Origin of the sequence: Paraburkholderia sp. HC6.4b (assembly GCF_014200875.1) — a bacterium.
In the GTDB taxonomy this organism is placed as follows: domain Bacteria; phylum Pseudomonadota; class Gammaproteobacteria; order Burkholderiales; family Burkholderiaceae; genus Paraburkholderia; species Paraburkholderia tuberum.
Genome location: NZ_JACHDC010000008.1, coordinates 59,715 through 76,767, shown reverse-complemented (window position 1 = coordinate 76,767; position 17,053 = coordinate 59,715). Strand labels below are relative to the sequence as shown.

At 64.5% G+C, this 17,053-nt stretch carries 17 protein-coding genes; 5 read left to right on the top strand and 12 right to left on the bottom strand.

Going from position 1 to position 17,053, the window contains the following annotated elements:
* Positions 1-85 precede the first annotated feature (85 nt).
* Together HDG34_RS14010 and HDG34_RS14005 are read left to right on the top strand one after the other, a co-directional pair.
* Positions 86-1,396 (top strand): ATP-binding protein, encoded by a 1,311-nt coding sequence (locus HDG34_RS14010; RefSeq protein ID WP_184060891.1) that lies wholly within the window; start codon positions 86-88, stop codon positions 1,394-1,396.
* Positions 1,393-1,935 (top strand): response regulator transcription factor, encoded by a 543-nt coding sequence (locus tag HDG34_RS14005; RefSeq protein WP_184025882.1) that lies wholly within the window; start codon positions 1,393-1,395, stop codon positions 1,933-1,935. Before HDG34_RS14010 ends, HDG34_RS14005 begins: the two co-directional genes overlap by 4 nt.
* A gap of 133 nt (positions 1,936-2,068) precedes the next feature.
* Here HDG34_RS14005 and hslU read toward each other — a convergent pair whose 3' ends face one another.
* From hslU to HDG34_RS13960, 9 genes are all read right to left on the bottom strand, one after another.
* On the bottom strand, positions 2,069-3,415 hold the full coding sequence (hslU, locus tag HDG34_RS14000; RefSeq protein ID WP_090802203.1) for an ATP-dependent protease ATPase subunit HslU: 1,347 nt from the start codon (positions 3,413-3,415) through the stop codon (positions 2,069-2,071).
* A 10-nt stretch (positions 3,416-3,425) separates the two neighbouring features.
* The gene (hslV, locus tag HDG34_RS13995; protein WP_184051150.1) at positions 3,426-3,962 is read right to left on the bottom strand and encodes an ATP-dependent protease subunit HslV; all 537 of its coding nucleotides are present in this window, start codon (positions 3,960-3,962) and stop codon (positions 3,426-3,428) included.
* A 339-nt stretch (positions 3,963-4,301) separates the two neighbouring features.
* Positions 4,302-4,721: an RNA polymerase-binding protein DksA gene (dksA, locus tag HDG34_RS13990; protein WP_090802202.1), complete on the bottom strand. Its 420-nt coding sequence runs from the start codon at positions 4,719-4,721 to the stop codon at positions 4,302-4,304.
* Positions 4,722-5,403: 682 nt separating this feature from the next.
* On the bottom strand, positions 5,404-6,504 hold the full coding sequence (locus HDG34_RS13985; protein ID WP_184060889.1) for a GTP-binding protein: 1,101 nt from the start codon (positions 6,502-6,504) through the stop codon (positions 5,404-5,406).
* Between the two features lie 227 nt (positions 6,505-6,731).
* Positions 6,732-7,934 carry a class I SAM-dependent rRNA methyltransferase gene (locus HDG34_RS13980; protein WP_090802199.1) on the bottom strand — a complete coding sequence of 401 codons (1,203 nt, stop codon included), beginning with the start codon at positions 7,932-7,934 and terminating at the stop codon, positions 6,732-6,734.
* Positions 7,935-7,995: 61 nt separating this feature from the next.
* Complete coding sequence (gene xerC / locus HDG34_RS13975) at positions 7,996-8,919, bottom strand: tyrosine recombinase XerC (RefSeq protein WP_184060887.1); 924 nt, start codon at positions 8,917-8,919, stop codon at positions 7,996-7,998.
* Between the two features lie 28 nt (positions 8,920-8,947).
* On the bottom strand, positions 8,948-9,694 hold the full coding sequence (locus tag HDG34_RS13970) for a DUF484 family protein (RefSeq protein ID WP_184060885.1): 747 nt from the start codon (positions 9,692-9,694) through the stop codon (positions 8,948-8,950).
* A gap of 57 nt (positions 9,695-9,751) precedes the next feature.
* The gene (gene dapF / locus HDG34_RS13965) at positions 9,752-10,687 is read right to left on the bottom strand and encodes a diaminopimelate epimerase (protein WP_184061033.1); all 936 of its coding nucleotides are present in this window, start codon (positions 10,685-10,687) and stop codon (positions 9,752-9,754) included.
* A gap of 172 nt (positions 10,688-10,859) precedes the next feature.
* Positions 10,860-11,744 carry a lipid A biosynthesis lauroyl acyltransferase gene (locus HDG34_RS13960; RefSeq protein ID WP_184060883.1) on the bottom strand — a complete coding sequence of 295 codons (885 nt, stop codon included), beginning with the start codon at positions 11,742-11,744 and terminating at the stop codon, positions 10,860-10,862.
* Positions 11,745-12,029: 285 nt separating this feature from the next.
* Between HDG34_RS13960 and metK the strand changes: the two genes are divergently transcribed.
* Entirely contained in the window at positions 12,030-13,220 is a 1,191-nt protein-coding gene (gene metK / locus HDG34_RS13955) for a methionine adenosyltransferase (protein WP_090802193.1), read from the top strand.
* A 282-nt stretch (positions 13,221-13,502) separates the two neighbouring features.
* Here metK and HDG34_RS13950 read toward each other — a convergent pair whose 3' ends face one another.
* Positions 13,503-13,877, bottom strand: a complete 375-nt coding sequence (locus HDG34_RS13950; protein ID WP_184060881.1) for a hypothetical protein — start codon at positions 13,875-13,877, stop codon at positions 13,503-13,505.
* Between the two features lie 572 nt (positions 13,878-14,449).
* Here HDG34_RS13950 and HDG34_RS13945 point away from each other — a divergent pair.
* On the top strand, positions 14,450-15,211 hold the full coding sequence (locus HDG34_RS13945) for a phytanoyl-CoA dioxygenase family protein (protein WP_184060879.1): 762 nt from the start codon (positions 14,450-14,452) through the stop codon (positions 15,209-15,211).
* A gap of 31 nt (positions 15,212-15,242) precedes the next feature.
* On the opposite strand, the gene HDG34_RS13940 is transcribed toward HDG34_RS13945, so the two are convergent.
* On the bottom strand, positions 15,243-15,449 hold the full coding sequence (locus tag HDG34_RS13940) for a DUF3185 family protein (RefSeq protein WP_018419114.1): 207 nt from the start codon (positions 15,447-15,449) through the stop codon (positions 15,243-15,245).
* A 228-nt stretch (positions 15,450-15,677) separates the two neighbouring features.
* Between HDG34_RS13940 and mgrA the strand changes: the two genes are divergently transcribed.
* Positions 15,678-16,721: an L-glyceraldehyde 3-phosphate reductase gene (gene mgrA, locus HDG34_RS13935; protein ID WP_184060877.1), complete on the top strand. Its 1,044-nt coding sequence runs from the start codon at positions 15,678-15,680 to the stop codon at positions 16,719-16,721.
* A gap of 100 nt (positions 16,722-16,821) precedes the next feature.
* Here mgrA and HDG34_RS13930 read toward each other — a convergent pair whose 3' ends face one another.
* Positions 16,822-17,004, bottom strand: a complete 183-nt coding sequence (locus tag HDG34_RS13930; protein ID WP_090805541.1) for a hypothetical protein — start codon at positions 17,002-17,004, stop codon at positions 16,822-16,824.
* Between the last annotated feature and the right edge of the window lie 49 nt (positions 17,005-17,053).

Here is a 17,053-nt window from a genome sequence, read left to right as displayed (position 1 = left end):
TTGGCCGCGGCGGCGAAGCAACGGGCTTCATCTGCCGCAGCGCCACTGGCTCGGGCCGCGGCGGCGTAACGGGTAGACTAGGGTCATGCACCGTATAACCAACACCGGCCGCGTCAATCTCGGTCATCTGTTCTGGCTGCGCAGCCTCGCGATCATCGGTCAGCTGCTGACGATCGCGTTCGTGCAGATCTTCATCGGCGCCAATCTGCCGTTGCCGGCGATGCTGCTCGTGATCGGGCTCGAAGTGCTGTTCAACGCGCTCACGTGGTGGCGCGTGTCGCAGCAGCGTCCCGAGTCCAACCTCGAGCTGTTCGGGCAGATCTGGGTCGATCTCGGGGCGTTGTCGGCGCTGCTGTTCCTGTCCGGCGGCACCACCAACCCGTTCGTGTCGCTGTACCTGCCATCGCTTGCGATCGCGGCGGCCGTGCTGCCGTGGTATCTGATGGCCTGGCTCGCGGCGTTCGCGGTCGCCTGCTACGCGATGCTCAGTTTCGATTCCGTGCCGCTCAATCTCGAGAATCCCGCCAACCTGTTCGACTACTACCGCTCGGGCATGTGGGTCAACTTCATGGTCAGCGTGGGGCTGATTGCGTGGTTCGTCGCGCGCATGTCCCGAGCGCTGCGGCTACGTGACGCAGCGCTTGGAGAAGCGCAGCAGCGCTTGCTCCACGACGAACGGGCGGTCGCGCTCGGCGTGCAGGCGGCCACCGTGGCCCACGAAATCGGCACCCCTCTGTCTACAATCGCGATGTTGTCCGAAGAATTGCGCGACGCGGCGCGGACCGACGCGGGACTCGCCCCCTACCGCGCCGATCTCGAGCTGCTCGAGCAGCAGATGATGTTGTGCACGTCGGCGCTCGCGCGGTTGCGCAGCCGCGCAACGACCACGACGAACCGCCAGCCGGTCGACGAATGGCTCGAATCATTTGCCGGGCAATGGCGCCTGCGCCATCCTCACGTGAAGTTCGAGCGGCTTGGCACACCGCCCGCCGATGTCAGTCTCAACGACACGGTGGCCGTCAGCCAGATACTGACGATCCTGCTCGACAACGCCGCGCGCGCGAGCCGCGATCACGTGACGCTGTCCTGCGTGCTCGCGCCACGCGGCGACCAGATCGTGTTCGAAGTGTGCGACCACGGTCCGGGCATTCCGGCCGCGCTGCGCGGCTCGCTCGGCGCGATGCCGGTGGAGAGCACGCAGGGCGGTCACGGCGTCGGCCTGTATCTGGCGTTTTCGGCGGCGGCGCGTCTGAAGGGATCGATCGAGCTGACCGACGCCAACGGCGGACGGCCGCGCGGCACGCGTGCGGTGCTGCGACTACCGCTCGCCGCGCGCAAGATTTCCGGAGCGAGCCCACATGGCGCCGCGCCATCCAACACGGAGAAACAGGCATGAGCGAGAAGAATTTTCTGGTGATCGACGACGACGAAGTGTTCTCCGGCATCCTTGCGCGCGGCTTGACGCGGCGCGGCTACACGGTGACCGAAGCACACAACGCGGACGAGGCGATCCGGCTCGCGAATCAGCAGAAGTTCAGCGAGATCACCGTGGACCTGCATCTCGGTAACGACTCCGGCCTGACGCTCGTCGCGCCGTTACGCGATCTGCAGCCCGATGCGCGCATGCTCGTGCTGACCGGCTACGCGAGCATCGCCACCGCGGTGCAGGCGGTCAAGGACGGCGCCGACAACTATCTCGCAAAGCCCGCCAACGTCGAGACGATCCTGTCGGCGCTGCAAAGCGAGGCGAGCGCGTTGCAGGCCGAGGAGGCGATCGAGCATCCGCAGCCGCTGTCGGTGGCGCGGCTCGAATGGGAGCATATCCAGCGTGTGCTCGCAGAACACAACGGCAATATCTCGGCGACCGCGCGCGCGTTGAACATGCATCGGCGCACGTTGCAGCGCAAGTTGGCGAAGCGGCCGGTGAAGCAGTAGGCGGCGATCTTCTGGCGCGGCGTTGGCTGTTCGAGGCGCCGCCGCGGGAAGGGCGGCACAAAACAAAACGGGCTGCCTATGCGAAGGCAGCCCGTTTTTCATGCATCAGCGCTTCGCGCTGTCACCGCGCATGTCAAAGCACGTAGCGCGACAGATCCTCGTCTTCGGCGATTTCGTTCAACGCGCTATCGACATACGCCGCGTCGATCTGCACTGCATGGCCCGAATGATTGCCGGCCGAGAACGACACTTCTTCGAGCAGTTTTTCAATCACCGTATAAAGACGCCGCGCGCCGATGTTCTCGGTCTTCTCGTTGACCGAGTACGCGATCTCGGCGAGACGGCGGATGCCGTCGTCGGCGAATTCGAGGTGCACGTCTTCGGTCGCGAGCAGGGCTTGGTATTGCTTGACGAGGCTCGCGTCCGTCGACACGAGGATCGATTCGAAGTCGTTGACCGACAGCGAATCGAGCTCGACGCGAATCGGGAAGCGTCCCTGCAGCTCGGGAATCAGATCGCTCGGCTTCGCGAGATGAAACGCGCCGCTCGCGATGAACAGGATGTGATCGGTCTTCACCATGCCGTACTTGGTGTTGATCGTCGTGCCTTCGACGAGCGGCAGCAGATCCCGCTGGACACCCTGACGGGACACTTCACCGCCGCCCGCTTCGTTGCGCGACGCGATCTTGTCGATTTCGTCGAGGAACACGATGCCGTTCTGCTCGACGTTCTGCACCGCCTTGCTCTTCACCTCTTCGTCGTTCAGCATCTTGCCGGCTTCTTCGTCGGTGAGCACCTTCAGCGCTTCCTTGACCTTCATCTTGCGGCGCATCTTCTTGCCGCCGCCGATGTTGGCGAACATCGAGCGGATCTGCTCGGTCATGTCTTCCATGCCCGGCGGCCCCATGATGTCCATGCCGACCTGCGGCTGCTCGACGTCGAGCTCGATTTCCTTGTCGTCGAGCTGGCCTTCGCGCAGGCGCTTGCGGAACGTTTGACGCGTCGTGCTGCCTTCATCGGCGGTGTCGGTCGAGCTCGAGCTCGAACCGAAGCCGACCGGCCGTGCGGTTGGCAGCAGGATGTCGAGGATGCGGTCTTCGGCCAGATCGCCGGCCTTGGTCCGCACTTTGCGCATTTCGGTTTCGCGGGTCTGCTTGACCGAAATTTCGATCAGGTCGCGCACGATACTGTCGACGTCGCGGCCCACGTAGCCGACTTCGGTGAATTTGGTCGCTTCGATCTTGATGAACGGCGCGTCCGCGAGCTTCGCGAGACGCCGCGCGATTTCGGTCTTGCCGACGCCGGTCGGTCCGATCATCAGGATGTTCTTCGGCGTGATTTCCTGGCGCAGCGGTTCGTCGACCTGCTGACGGCGCCAGCGGTTGCGCAGCGCGACCGCCACGGCCTTCTTCGCGCGGCCTTGGCCGATGATGTGTTTGTCGAGTTCGGAGACGATCTCGGCGGGGGTCATGGTGCTCATCGATGGGTCCTTACTCGATCGTCTCAATGACGCGGTTATGGTTCGTGTAAATGCACATGTCGCCGGCGATTTCCAGCGACTTCTCCACGATGTCGCGCGGCGACAGCTCGGTGTTGTCGGCAAGCGCCTTCGCGGCCGCCTGCGCGTACGCACCGCCCGAGCCGATCGCACAGATGCCGCCTTCGGGATCGAGCACGTCGCCGTTGCCGGTGATGACGAGCGTGGTGGTCGCGTCCGCGGCGATCAGCATCGCCTCGAGACGACGCAGCATGCGGTCGGTGCGCCAGTCTTTCGCGAGCTCCACGGCCGCGCGCGTCAGATTGCCCTGATGTTTTTCCAGCTTCGCCTCGAAGCGGTCGAGCAGCGAGAAGGCATCCGCCGTGCCGCCGGCGAAGCCGACCAGCACCTTGCCGTTGTAGATGCGCCGGACCTTCTTCGCGCCGCCTTTCATGACGATGTTGCCGAGCGTGACCTGGCCGTCGCCGCCGAGCGCCACCTTGTTGCCGCGGCGCACGGAAACGATCGTCGTGCCGTGAAATTGCTCCATATGCGTTCCTCTTTGCAAAACGGGTAGAACGCGGCAGCGCTGTGCGCTACCGCATGAATCCAGTCAGCGGACGGCGCGCCGGCTGGCGCGCTCGTGAGCGCATGTCCGATCTATTTTAGGGCGCGCGCGGTCATATCAAGATCCGCCGGAAGGCATAGGACGAAAAACTGAAAATCCGCTCAGGGAGCCTGAGAAACGAGGCGGGAAGGGACGGCGGGGCGGGACGGATGGCGGAGCATGCGCGGATGTCGCGCAAAAAGAAAAGGCGCACGGTTCACCGTGCGCCTCTCGACGAAGCAGCGTTTTCAGGGCGCTAAGCCGAAGCCGCGCCGCAGATAATCAGTCGCCGAACAGCTTCTGGCGCAGTTCGCGGCGCTCCTGGGCTTCGAGCGACAGCGTAGCCGTGGGCCGCGCAAGCAGACGCGGAATGCCGATCGGCTCGCCCGTTTCCTCGCACCAGCCATAGTCGCCCGCCTCGATTCGCGCGATCGATTGCTGCACCTTCTTCAGCAGCTTGCGTTCGCGGTCGCGCGTGCGCAGTTCGAGCGCATGCTCTTCCTCGATCGTGGCGCGATCGGCCGGGTCCGGCACGATGACCGTTTCGCGCAGGTTCTCGGTCGTCTGGCCGGCATTGCGGAGAATGTCCGCCTGCAACTGTTCGAGCCTGTTCTTGAAGAAGGCGAGCTGATCCGCATTCATGTAATCCTTGTCGCTCATCTTCAGGATTTCGGCTTCGGTCAAGAGTCGTTTCGTCGTCATCTGGCTTACTTCTTCAATGTGAGGCAAAACTCATAGGGCCCGCACTTTCGTATTGCCCGCAAACGCGTCGCGCGGACGCGCAGCGCAGGGTGGCCACGAACGTTGGACTGTCGTGACGCCGAAGCGCCTGGCGCCCACACACCGGGCGTTGCTAGCTACGCCGCTGCGGGGCCGAACTCCTCTGGAAACCGATTCACACATGCTCCTGAGGCATCGCTCGCCGACGAGCGCGTGCCCTTTCAGGCCATGCCCGCCGGCGTTTTCGGCGTGTCTCCGGACAAGATTTTCCGGCGCCGTTTCAGGCCCGTCGCGGGATACGCGCGACCGGGCAATTCGTTGTCATTCTCCAGTGGGCACGTATTGTAACTGAATCACAATACGGCACCGCAACTGCTGAAAGCCGGCCTGCGGCGCTGCGATATCCCGAAAATATAACGCGCAGAAAGCCAAAAAGCGATGGTCGTGCGCGCTTTAATACAGCAGGGTTTTCACGCGTTTTTCATATGGCCTGGATTCGAAAGGCCTCGGCGCCGCGGCGTCGCAGTTTCAGCAGAGGATTCACGCCCGCGCAGTCGGCGGCGGGCGTCTCACCGCACTAGAAGTAGCACGGCGCATGCCGCGCTGCGCGCGGCGTGTCGTGGGCTTGCTCCGAGGCTTGCTTGCGCGACGGCGCTGCGCCCGCTCAGGCGAGGCAGGCGTCGAGACCGTCGGTGATCAGATCGCGCGGCAGTTCGATGCCGATGAACACCATCTTGTTGGTCTTCTTCTCGGCCGGTTGCCATTTCGCGGCGAGGTCGCTGCCCATCATTTGATGCACGCCCTGGAACACGACCTTGCGATCGACGCCCTTCATGTACAGCACGCCCTTGTAGCGCAGCAGGTGCTCGCCATAGATCTGCAGGATGCCGCCGAGGAAGTCTTCGAGCTTGTTCGGATCGAACGGACGATCGCTGCGGTACACGAACGACTTGATCTTGTCGTCGTGATGCGCATGGTGGTGATGTCCGTGATCATGGCCTTCGTGATCGCAATGGCCATGGTCGTGATCGCAATTGGCGTGATCGTGGTCATGGTCGCCTTGCGTGTGGCCGTGCTCGTCGTGCGCGTGCGCGTGGCTATGCGCGTGTTCGTCTTCACTCAGGAAGTCCGGATCGATTTCGAGCTTCGAGTTCAGGTTGAAGCCGCGCAGATCGAAAATTTCCTTGATGTCCGCCTCGCCGAAATTGACGACCTTGATCGCCGCCTTCGGGTTCATGTGCAGCAGACGGTGGCGCAGATCGCCCACGTGCCGCTCGTCGACCAGATCGGCCTTCGTGATGAACAGCCGGTCCGCGAAACCGACCTGGCGCTGCACCACTTCGTGCTCGTCCAGCTGATGGTTCGCATGCTTCGCGTCGACCAGCGTGATGATCGCGTCGAGCAGGAATTCGCTCGCGATCTGGTCGTCCATGAAGAAGGTTTGCGCGACCGGGCCCGGATTCGCGAGGCCGGTGGTTTCGATCACGACGCGGTCGAAGTCCACTTCGCCCGCCTGCTTCTTCGCGGCCAGATCGTTGAGCACGCGCGACAGGTCGCCGCGAATCGTGCAGCAGATGCAGCCGTTGCTCATCTGGATGATCTGCTCGCTCGTGTCCTGCACGAGGATCTCGTTGTCGATGTTCTCTTCGCCGAACTCGTTCTCGATGACGGCGATCTTCATGCCGTGCTTTTCGTTCAGGATGCGCTTGAGCAGGGTGGTTTTGCCGCTGCCGAGAAAGCCGGTCAGGATGGTGACTGGAATCATGTGGGTCGCCTGTAAGTCGTGAAACGGTGCGTGATCGGACGCTAGCGCGCAAGGCTAGCCAGATGCGTTAGGCGGGCCGCCGCAGCCAGATGGCGCGAGCCCCGTCCAGCCGGTCATTGAAACATATTTGCCAGGCGGGCGCAGGGGCGGCCGCGCTGATGGCCGCCTGCGCGGAGGCGGGCCGCTGCCGCCGCCGCCACGCGCAATCACCGGGAAAATAAGGGCGATCAGGCGATTTGCAACAGCAGCCCCTTCAGATACTCGCCTTCGGGGAACGCAGTGAGCAGCGGATGATCGACGCCCGCGCCAAGGCGCTTCAGGATGCGTGCGTCGACGCGTGCGTCGGCGGCCGCGCCCGACACGATCTTCTGGAACAGCTCGGGATCGATCGCGCCCGAGCACGAGTACGTGAACAGCAAACCGCCCGGGCGCAGCAGCTTCAGGCCCGTCAGATTGATGTCCTTGTACGCGCGCGAGGCGCGGTCCACGTGCTCGCGCGATGGCGCGAATTTCGGCGGATCGAGCACGATCAGGTCGAAGCGTTCGCCTTCGTCGTAGAGGCGCCGCAATGTCTTGAACGCGTCGGCGTCGAGCCAGGTCGCGCGGTCGGCGTCGAAGCCGTTGGCCGCGACGTTCTGCTGCGCGAGCGCGAGCGCTTCACCCGACGAATCGACCGACACCACGCGCTTTGCGCCACCCCTGAGCGCCGCGAGCGAAAAGCCGCCGGTGTAGCAGAAGCAGTTCAGCACGTCGCGATCTTTCGCGAACTGCTGCACGAGCAGGCGGTTATCGCGCTGGTCGACATAGAAGCCGGTCTTGTGGCCGTTGCGCACGTCGACGTGATAGCGCACGCCGTTTTCGCTCGCGATCAGCTTCTCGGAAGGCGGCTCGCCCGCGAGCACGCCGGTGATCTGCTCGAGCCCTTCCTTCTGACGGATCGACACGTCCGAGCGCTCGTAGACGTTCGGGCAGCCGGTCGCGCCGACCAGCGCCGCGACGATCGCGTCCTTCCATGCTTCGACGCCGGCCGCCATGAACTGACAGACGATCTGGCTGCGCTGATCCGCGTCCTCGGCGACGTAGTAATCGACGATCAGGCCCGGCAGACCGTCCGCCTCGCCGAAGATCAGCCGCACGGCGCCGGTGTCGCGCACCATCGCCTGACGATGCGCGAACGCGCGCTGCACGCGGCGCTTGAAGAACGCGTGATCGATCGGCTCGGCTTCGTCGAAGCTCCAGACGCGCGCGCGGATCTGCGAGTGCGGGCTGTAGGCGGCGCGGGCGAGAAAGCGGCCATCGTGCGCGCGCACGAGCACGGTCGCGCCGGGCGCGGGGCGGCCGTCGACGTGCTCGATCGCATTGGCATAAACCCACGGATGGCGGCGCAGCAGCGATTTTTCTTTCGACGGTTTGAGCGTAACGGTATTCATCAGGTGTAGGTAAAGTGCAAGCGAAGGCGGCGCGTCGTGGCGCGCGGCGTCAGTCGCGTGATCAGTTGCGTTTCTTTGCGCGAGGATGCGCGCTGTCGTAGACGTGGGCGAGGTGCTGGAAATCGAGGCCCGTATAAACCTGCGTCGCGGTGATGCTCGCGTGGCCGAGCAGCTCCTGCACGGCGCGCAGGTCGCCGCTCGACTGCAGCACGTGCGTCGCGAACGAATGGCGCAGCACGTGCGGATGCACGTTGGCCGGAATGCCGGCGGCGAGCGCCGCGCGCTTCACGCGCTCGCGCACGACGTTCGGCGACAGCCGGTTGCCGCGCGCCGACAGGAACAGCGGATGCGGATCGTGGCGGACCATCGGTTCGCGCACCTCGAGCCATGCGTTCAGCGCCGCGACCGCCTTGCTGCCCACCGGCACGACGCGCCGCCGGTTGCCTTTGCCGAGCACTTCGACTTCGCCGGAATCGAGTTTCAGCCAGCCGGCCGAGCGATAGCCGTCGACGTCGGCGAAACGCACGTCGAGGCCGACCAGTTCGGCGAGGCGCAGGCCCGACGAGTAGAACAGCTCGAGCATCGCGTGATCGCGCAGGCCTTCGGGCGAGTCGGCGGGCGGGCTGTCCATCAGGCGCGCGGTGTCGTCGACGGAAAGCGCCTTCGGCAGCATTTTCGCCTGCTTCGGCGCGCGCACCGCGGCGACCGGATTGGCCGGCAACTCGACGTGGCCCGCGAGCCAGCGATAAAACGCCCGCCATGCCGACAGCCGATGGCCAATCGACCGCGCGGTGAGACCGCCCGCATGCGCGCGCGCAACGGCGCCGCGGATGTCGACGGCGGTGAGGCTTTCGAGCGCTCGGCCTTTGGCGAGCTGCTTCAGTTCCGCGAGCTCATGCGTGTAGCCGCGCAGGGTGTGCGCCGACAGCCGCCGCTCGTGCTCGAGATGCGACAGGTAGGCGGCGATCGGGTCGGCGGCGGTCACGGTACGCGGTGACGTTGCGTGGCGCGGCTCAGCGCGGCAGCAGCCGGCTCAGCGCGGCGCTCGCGAGCGCGCCGATCTGCGTGAGGAAATCGGTGGCCATGCCTTCGTGGAAGCGCCGCGGGTCGGATGAGCCCATCACGAGCAGGCCGAACGTCGGCGCGTCTTCGACACCTTCGGGGTCGCGCAGCGCGAGCAGCGCGATCGATTCGGTGCTCTGCGCCGTCCCGTTCGACGCGACGCCGAGGTCGTCGGTCGCGCTTGCCGCCGGGTTGGTCGTCCCGTGGGACGCGACCGCAGCTTGCGCGAGCCATTGCGCGGCCTCGAAGCCGGTGTTGGCGCCGCAGTACGGCGTGCTCAGGCTGCCCGCGAAAATCCGCACTTCCTCGCTGACGTGGCGCGCGAAGTCCGCTTGCGCATACGGCTCGGCGACGTCCCACACGCGCAGAGCCGCTTGCGGCACGTCGAAGATGTCGCGCAGACCGCCGGCGATCGTGCGCGGCAGCGCGTAGGGATCGCGCTCGGCCATCACACGGATGGTCCAGCGGTTGAATTTCGACGCGATGCTGTCGTTCTCGTGACCGTAGCGCAGCAGTTCGGCAAGACGCCGCTCCAGATGCTTGTTCTTGTCGCGCAGCATCTCCATCTGCCGCTCCTGCAGCGACACCGCGGCTTTGCCGTGCGGGTTCGCGAGCCGGATCGTCGCGAGCGTTTCCGCGTGTTCGACGAAGAATTCGGGATTGGCGAGCAGGTATTCGGCGACTTCGCGATCGTTCATGGTTTCGGCTAGAGGACTACGGGACGGCCGCCTCACGGCGGCGCGTCGGTCAATGAGTTAGACGGAGGGCGCCATGTCGGCCGGGCTGGACGGATTGTGCTGCGTCGAGTCCGACGAGGCGCTCGACGCCTCTTCGGCCAACTCGATCTCCCCTTCGAAGACGGTGGCTGCGGGGCCGGCCATCAGCAGCGGCGCGCCTGGGTGCGCGCTGTCCCAAGTGATGGTCAGATCGCCGCCGTGCGTATGTACGAGCACCGGCGAATCCAGCAGCCCGCGCCGGATGCCGGCCGCGACCGCCGCGCACGCGCCGGTGCCGCACGCGAGCGTTTCGCCTGCGCCGCGTTCGTAGACGCGCAGCCTGATCTCGTTGCGGTTGACGATCTGCATGAAGCCCGCGTTGACCCGCTGCGGGAAGCGCGTGTGCCGCTCGATGGCCGGACCTTCGGCGAGCACCGGGAACACCTCGGCATCGTCGACGACCTGCACGGCGTGCGGATTGCCCATCGACACCACCGACATCCAGCGCGTCGTGCCGTTCACGTCGAGCGGCCATAGCGTATCCTCGCCTTCGCGGCGGCCTTGCAGACCCTTGGTCGCGAACGGCACGAGTTCGGGATCGAACACGGGCGTGCCCATGTCGACGATCACTTCGCCGTTGTCCTGCATCGTCAGCGTGATCGTGCCTTTCTGGACCTGCACGCGCACGCTGCGTTGGTCGGTGAGACCGCGCTCGCGCACGAACTTGACGAAGCAGCGCGCGCCGTTGCCGCAGTGTTCGACCTCGCCGCCGTCGCAATTGAAGATGCGATATCTGAAATCGACGCCTTCGACGGTCGGCTTTTCGACCAGCAGCAACTGGTCGGCGCCGACGCCGAAATGGCGGTTCGCCAACGCGCGCACCTGCGCCGTGGTTAGATCAACCGGTTGGGTATAGCCGTCGAGTACGACGAAGTCGTTGCCCGCGCCGTGCATTTTGGTGAATTTGAGCTTCACGTTTTCCGTGTATCCGTTGCTGCGTAGGGCTTCGCGCGTGCGGGCGAAGCCGGAAATCCCGGCCTCACCGCCGTTGGGTGAATCACCCATTGGAGCCGTGCCCGGCCAATAGCAGATGATACACGTTGGCACATCGGAAACGGTACGGCATGCAAGGAGCCCAGCCCCACCTTCAATACACCCCCGGCAACCCCGGCGGGCGTGTCTTGAACCGCTTGTGCACCCAGTAATACTGCTCGGGCATCAGCGGAATCTGCTCTTCGAGAAACTCGTTCATGCGTCGCGCATCAGCGTCATCGTCGCCGGTCGGATAGTCGTCCCAAGGTTTGAAGACCTTGAGCCGGTAGCCCTTGTAGTTCGGTAGCACCTCGCCGATGAACGGTACGACCTGCGCGTGCCCGACCTTGGCGAGACGGCCGACTGCGGTCAGCGTGCAGGTCGGCACGCCGAAGAACGGCACGAACGTCGAATTGCGCGCGCCGTAGTCCATGTCCGCGCCGAGCATCACCGGTTTGCGTTCGCGCAGCCAGCGCAGCACGACGCGCGCGCTGTCCGCGCGGCTCGCCATGTCCGCGCCGAAACGCGCGCGCGCTGCTTTCGCGACTTCCTCGAACTCCTGATTCGACATCGGCTGATAGAGCGAGCCGCACTGGCGCTTCAGCGAGTAGTTCAGAAAGATCGAACCGGCCTCGATGCCGACAAAATGAAAGCCGAGAAACAATGTGGGCGGCAGGTTCGGATCCGTCAGGTCGATCGCGCTGTCGAGCTGGATCAGCTTGTCGAGCTTCTTCGCCGGGCCGAACCACTGCACGCTGCGCTCGAGATAGCTGCGGATCGCATGACGGAAGTGCTTTTGCGCGACGTCCTCGCGGCGCTCGTCGCTCCAGTCGGGGAAGCACAGCTTCAGATTCGTATGAACGATGTGCTTGCGACGGCTCGGGATCTGGTAGAGCAGCCAGCCGAGCCCGTCACCGAGACGAGCGACGAATCCGTAAGGCAACAGCGCAAAGAGTTTGAGCAGCCCGATCGCGAGCTTCGCGCCGTAGCGGCTCAGCATGCAGCCTCCAGGCGCGCGGCGCCGCAGGGGGCGAAATTGTGGAAAGCGGAAAAATTGAAGTGATACCGCACTCGTTTCGACTCTGTGACATTCAAAGGAAGTCGCTATAATAAGGGCTTCGCCGAGTTAATAGACAACTTGCGGGGCGAAGCCGGCGGGTGCGGTCCATGGGTTTTCATGGGTTATGCGTCCATCGGTCAGGTAATCCGCTAAAGCGTCGCCGCTTCAGACTCCCGAAGTCGGCTACGTGGAACGCAACCGTAACCACTAACAGGAGTCTGCAACGTGGCAAACGACTATCTCTTCACTTCCGAATCCGTTTCCGAAGGCCATCCCGACAAAGTCGCGGACCAGATCTCGGACGCGATCCTCGACGCCATCCTCGCTCAAGACAAGTACTCGCGTGTCGCGGCCGAAACGCTGTGCAACACGGGTCTCGTCGTGCTGGCCGGTGAAATCACCACCACCGCGAACGTCGACTACATCCAGATCGCGCGCAACACGATCAAGCGCATCGGCTACGACAACACCGACTACGGCATCGACTACCGCGGCTGCGCGGTGCTCGTCGCCTACGACAAGCAGTCGCCGGACATCGCCCAGGGCGTGGACCGCGCGCACGACAACAACCTCGATCAAGGCGCGGGCGACCAGGGCCTGATGTTCGGTTACGCGTGCGAGGAAACGCCGGAACTGATGCCGCTGCCGATCCACCTGTCGCACCGCCTCGTCGAGCGTCAGGCGAATCTGCGCCGCGACGGCCGTCTGCCCTGGCTGCGTCCGGATGCCAAGTCGCAGGTCACCGTGCGCTACGTCGACGGCAAGCCGCATTCGATCGACACCGTCGTACTGTCCACCCAGCATTCGCCGGACATCGCGCTCGACACGCTACGCGAAGCGGTGATCGAGGAAGTGATCAAGCCGACGCTGCCGGCCGAACTGATCAAGGGTGACATCAAGTTCCTCGTGAACCCGACCGGTCGTTTCGTGATCGGCGGTCCGCAGGGCGATTGCGGTCTGACGGGCCGCAAGATCATCGTCGATACCTACGGCGGCGCGGCGCCGCACGGCGGCGGCGCATTCTCGGGCAAGGATCCGTCGAAGGTGGACCGCTCGGCAGCGTACGCCGGCCGTTACGTCGCCAAGAACATCGTGGCCGCGGGCCTCGCATCGCGCTGCCTGATCCAGGTGTCGTACGCGATCGGCGTCGCCCAGCCGACCTCGGTGATGGTCAACACGTTCGGCAGCGGCCGCGTGTCGGATGCGACGATCACGGAACTCGTGCGTCAGCATTTCGACCTGCGTCCGAAGGGCATCATCCAGATGCTCGACCTGCTGCGCCCGGTCTACGAGAAGAGCGCGGCGTATGGTCATTTCGGCCGCGAAGAGCCGGAATTCACGTGGGAAGCCACCGACAAGGCGCTCGCACTCGCTGAAGCGGCAGGCACTGAGCCGGTCGCGGCGCTTGCCGAATAAGGTCGAGCCGATCGCCGCTTGAAAGCAAACGAACCCCGCCGGCGTGAGCCGGCGGGGTTTTTCTTTGTCCATTGATGGCGTAGCGATGCCGCCGCGCGAAGCACGTCGTCGAGGCGGCGCGCTCGAAGTCTTGCGGTGCTCGAAGTCTTGCGGTGCTCGAAGTCTTGCGGTGCTCGAAGTCTTGCGGTGCTCGAAGTCGGCCCAGCGGTGAACGGCCAGCCGGTCGGCAGATCAGCGGTCTAGCCACTCAACGCGCAACTGCAACTCCCCGGCCCAGCAATCTCACCGGCTCGCAAACGCAAACGCAAACGCAAACGCGAACCACCCGCCGCTGCTCGCCGACAGGCGACGCGGTCGGCGGCTCGCAGGCGTGCGCACCGCCGGCGCGCGTTTCGCGACCGCGAGGCGCAACGGTGTCGGTTTGCGCAGCAGCGTGCGCAGCGACAGACGGCGCGTGCCGCTCTGCTGGCGTAGCGCCGAGAAGAACGTATGGAACCAGGTGCGAAAGCCGTCGACGGCCTTCGCGTCGCGCCACTGCTCGCCGAGCGCGCGGGTGCGCGCGGCATGATGGCGCAGCGCCCGCATCATATGGCGGCGCGCGGGACGCGCCGCTTTCAGCGCGGCGCGGGTAAGACGGGTGCTCAAAAGAGTATGCATGGCTTCACATTTAGGCAATGAACCGCACGTCGGCGCGTGCACCGGATGTGCACGGACAAACAGCACCATATGTGCCAATGACGGGGTTGCGATGAACGGCCTGAAAGCGGGAAATTCGTTGCGGGTCGTGGCGCGGGAGATTGCGACGCGAAACACGGCGCACAGCGCAGCAAAGGTACAACGCGGAGAAACCGACGGCACGGGCCCTGGCGGCCTGCGCACAACAGAAAACTGCGTAAGCGACGATCGACATGCGAGCAGGCTACACGGGAATCGTGACGTCAGAAAGTCGGTTAATACCCTGCGCGAACCAGATTTCTCCGCGGATCGAATCGTCGCTGATGCCGGTTTGCTGTCACCCCTTACGGGCGATTTGCGTGCGCGTTTGCCCAGCGAATGTGCGGTGCGGGCGCGCCGCGCGCCTGAAACCGGTGCATTGGCGCGCCGCGAAAAGCGAAGGCGACCAGCGCAAAAGATCAGCAGGACGCAGGAGCCTCTCGCGGTGAACCAACGCATCCCGATCGCGCCCGTTTTACAATCGAACATCAGTCAGTCGACGGTAACGGAACGCCATGTCACTCCATTCGAAGAAAGAGCAGATTCAAACGTTGCGGGAGCAGGGTTTTGTCGTCGTGCCAGGACTCGTGTCGCCCGAGCGTTGCGACGAGCTGAAGCGGATCGCGCAGCGACAGCTGCAGGAAGCGGCGGCGCCGATCGAATTCGAAGCGGATTTGCAGTATCCGGGCGCGCCGTCATCGAAGGATGCTCCGGGCGGACATACGGTGCGGCGCCTGCTCGACGCGTACGGTCGTCACTCCGCGTTCGCGCAATGGGCGACCGCGTCCGAAATCCGTGGCTGGATGGAGCTGTATTTTGGCGAGGAGCCGCGTCTGTCGCGCGCGCATCACAACTGCATGATGACCAAGCACCCCGCGTACGGCAGCCTGACCGGCTGGCATCGCGACGTGCGCTACTGGTCGTTCGAGCGCGACGATCTGGTGTCGGTGTGGCTCGCTGTCGGCCCGGAAACCGTCGATAACGGCGCGCTGTGGTTCGTGCCGCAATCGCACGGCGCCGCGTTCACATCGGACCGCTTCGACGAAGCGAAGTTTTTCCGCGCGGATCTCGCCGAGAACGAGGCCGCGATCCGCACGGCGGTGTCGCCCGAGCTGAAGACTGGCGACGTGGCGTTCTTTCACTGCAACACGCTGCACTCGGCCGGCAAGAATCTGAGCGACCAGGTGAAGTTCTCGCTGGTGTTCACCTATCACGGCGCAAGCAATGTGCCCCTGCCCGGCACGCGCTCGGCCGCGAAGCCCGAGATCGCGTTCTAGATTATTTTGGTCGCGGGCCTCGCGCCGACGCTCAGCGCTTGCGCCCCGACATCGCGATTCCCGTCAGCCCGGCGAGTGTCGCCACCACGCCCGCGACGATCAGCACGATCGCCTTGTTGCTCGGCGAGCCGGTAAAGAAGCGCGACACGTCGCTGCTCACCGAATTGAATGCCTGCCCGCCGAAATACAGCAGCACGATACCGCCGACAATCAGCGCGATCGAAATCGCTTTCGTCATCTGCACCTCCCATCAACCTGAACCGGCGAGAGTGTAGGTGAGCCGTGCGTGCTCGTCCATCCCGCATACTGGTTGCGCTGCAAGCGCCGCGTCGATTGGCTAACATAGCGGTCTGGCCGCACCGCGGCGACACCACAACAACAAATCTCCCCAGCAGCACGCCTCCCGCAACGCGCGAATCCTCACGCCCGCCATCCTCGGGCGATCTCATCGACAAGGACACTAGCAATGGCTTACGAAGCAGCTTCAGAACGCTATTCGGACATGCAATACCGCGTCTGCGGCAAGTCGGGTCTCAAACTGCCGGCGCTGTCGCTCGGCCTGTGGCACAACTTCGGCGACACCACGCCGATCTCGACGCAGCGTGACATCCTGCGCACGGCCTTCGACCTCGGCATCACGCACTTCGATCTGGCGAACAACTACGGCCCGCCGTACGGCAGCGCGGAAACCAACTTCGGCCGTCTGTTCACGGACGATTTCAAACCGTATCGCGACGAGTTGCTGATTTCGTCGAAGGCCGGTTGGGATATGTGGCCCGGTCCGTACGGCCAGGGCGGTGGCTCGCGCAAATATGTGCTCGCGAGTCTCGATCAGAGCCTGAAGCGCATGGGCCTCGATTACGTCGACATCTTCTATTCGCATCGCTTCGACGCGCATACACCGCTCGAGGAAACCGCGGGCGCGCTCGCGAGCGCGGTGCAGCAGGGCAAGGCGCTGTACATCGGCATCTCGTCGTACTCGTCGGCGAAGACGCGCGAAATGGCGAAGCTGCTCGCCGAATACAAGGTGCCGCTGCTGATCCATCAGCCGTCGTACAACATGCTGAACCGCTGGATCGAACACGACCTGCTCGATACGCTCGATGAAGTCGGCGCGGGCACGATCGCGTTCACGCCGCTCGCGCAGGGATTGTTGACCGGCAAGTACCTGAACGGCGTGCCGGAAGATGCGCGCGTCAACAAGCCGGGCGGCGGTTCGCTCAAAGACGAGCATCTGAGCCCGCGGAACATCGAGCACGTGCGGAAGCTCAACGACATCGCGCAGCGCCGTGGTCAGAGCCTCGCGCAGATGGCGCTCGCGTGGGCGTTGCGCGATCCACGCGTGACCTCGGTGCTGATCGGCGCGAGCCGCGCGGAGCAGGTGCGCGAGAACGTCGGCGCGCTGAAGAAGCTCGCATTCTCGGCCGACGAACTCGCTGAAATCGATCGCTATGCGACCGAAGGCGGGATCAATCTGTGGGAAAAGCCGTCGACCGATCAGGCGATCTGATCGCGTGAGGAGCCGTCCGCACAACAGGCGGACGGACGCAAGGGCAAAACGAAGCCGCACGCTCAGCGTGCGGCTTTTCTGCAGGTATTTTGCCGCGCCGCTACACGAGCGCCGGCAGACCCTCGACCAGCGCCACCGCGCACATCACACCGATCAGCGCGCCCAGCACACGCAGCCCGTTGTGTCGCAACTCGGTCTTGCAGGGCAGCGCGCCGACGAATAGCGCGCCCGCCAATGCCATCGGAATGACCAGGATGAAATCGCCGATCGTAAAGTAGGTCATCTTCGTCTCCTCCCATGCGGGATGGTTGCTATGTCGTTCCGGCAGAGGC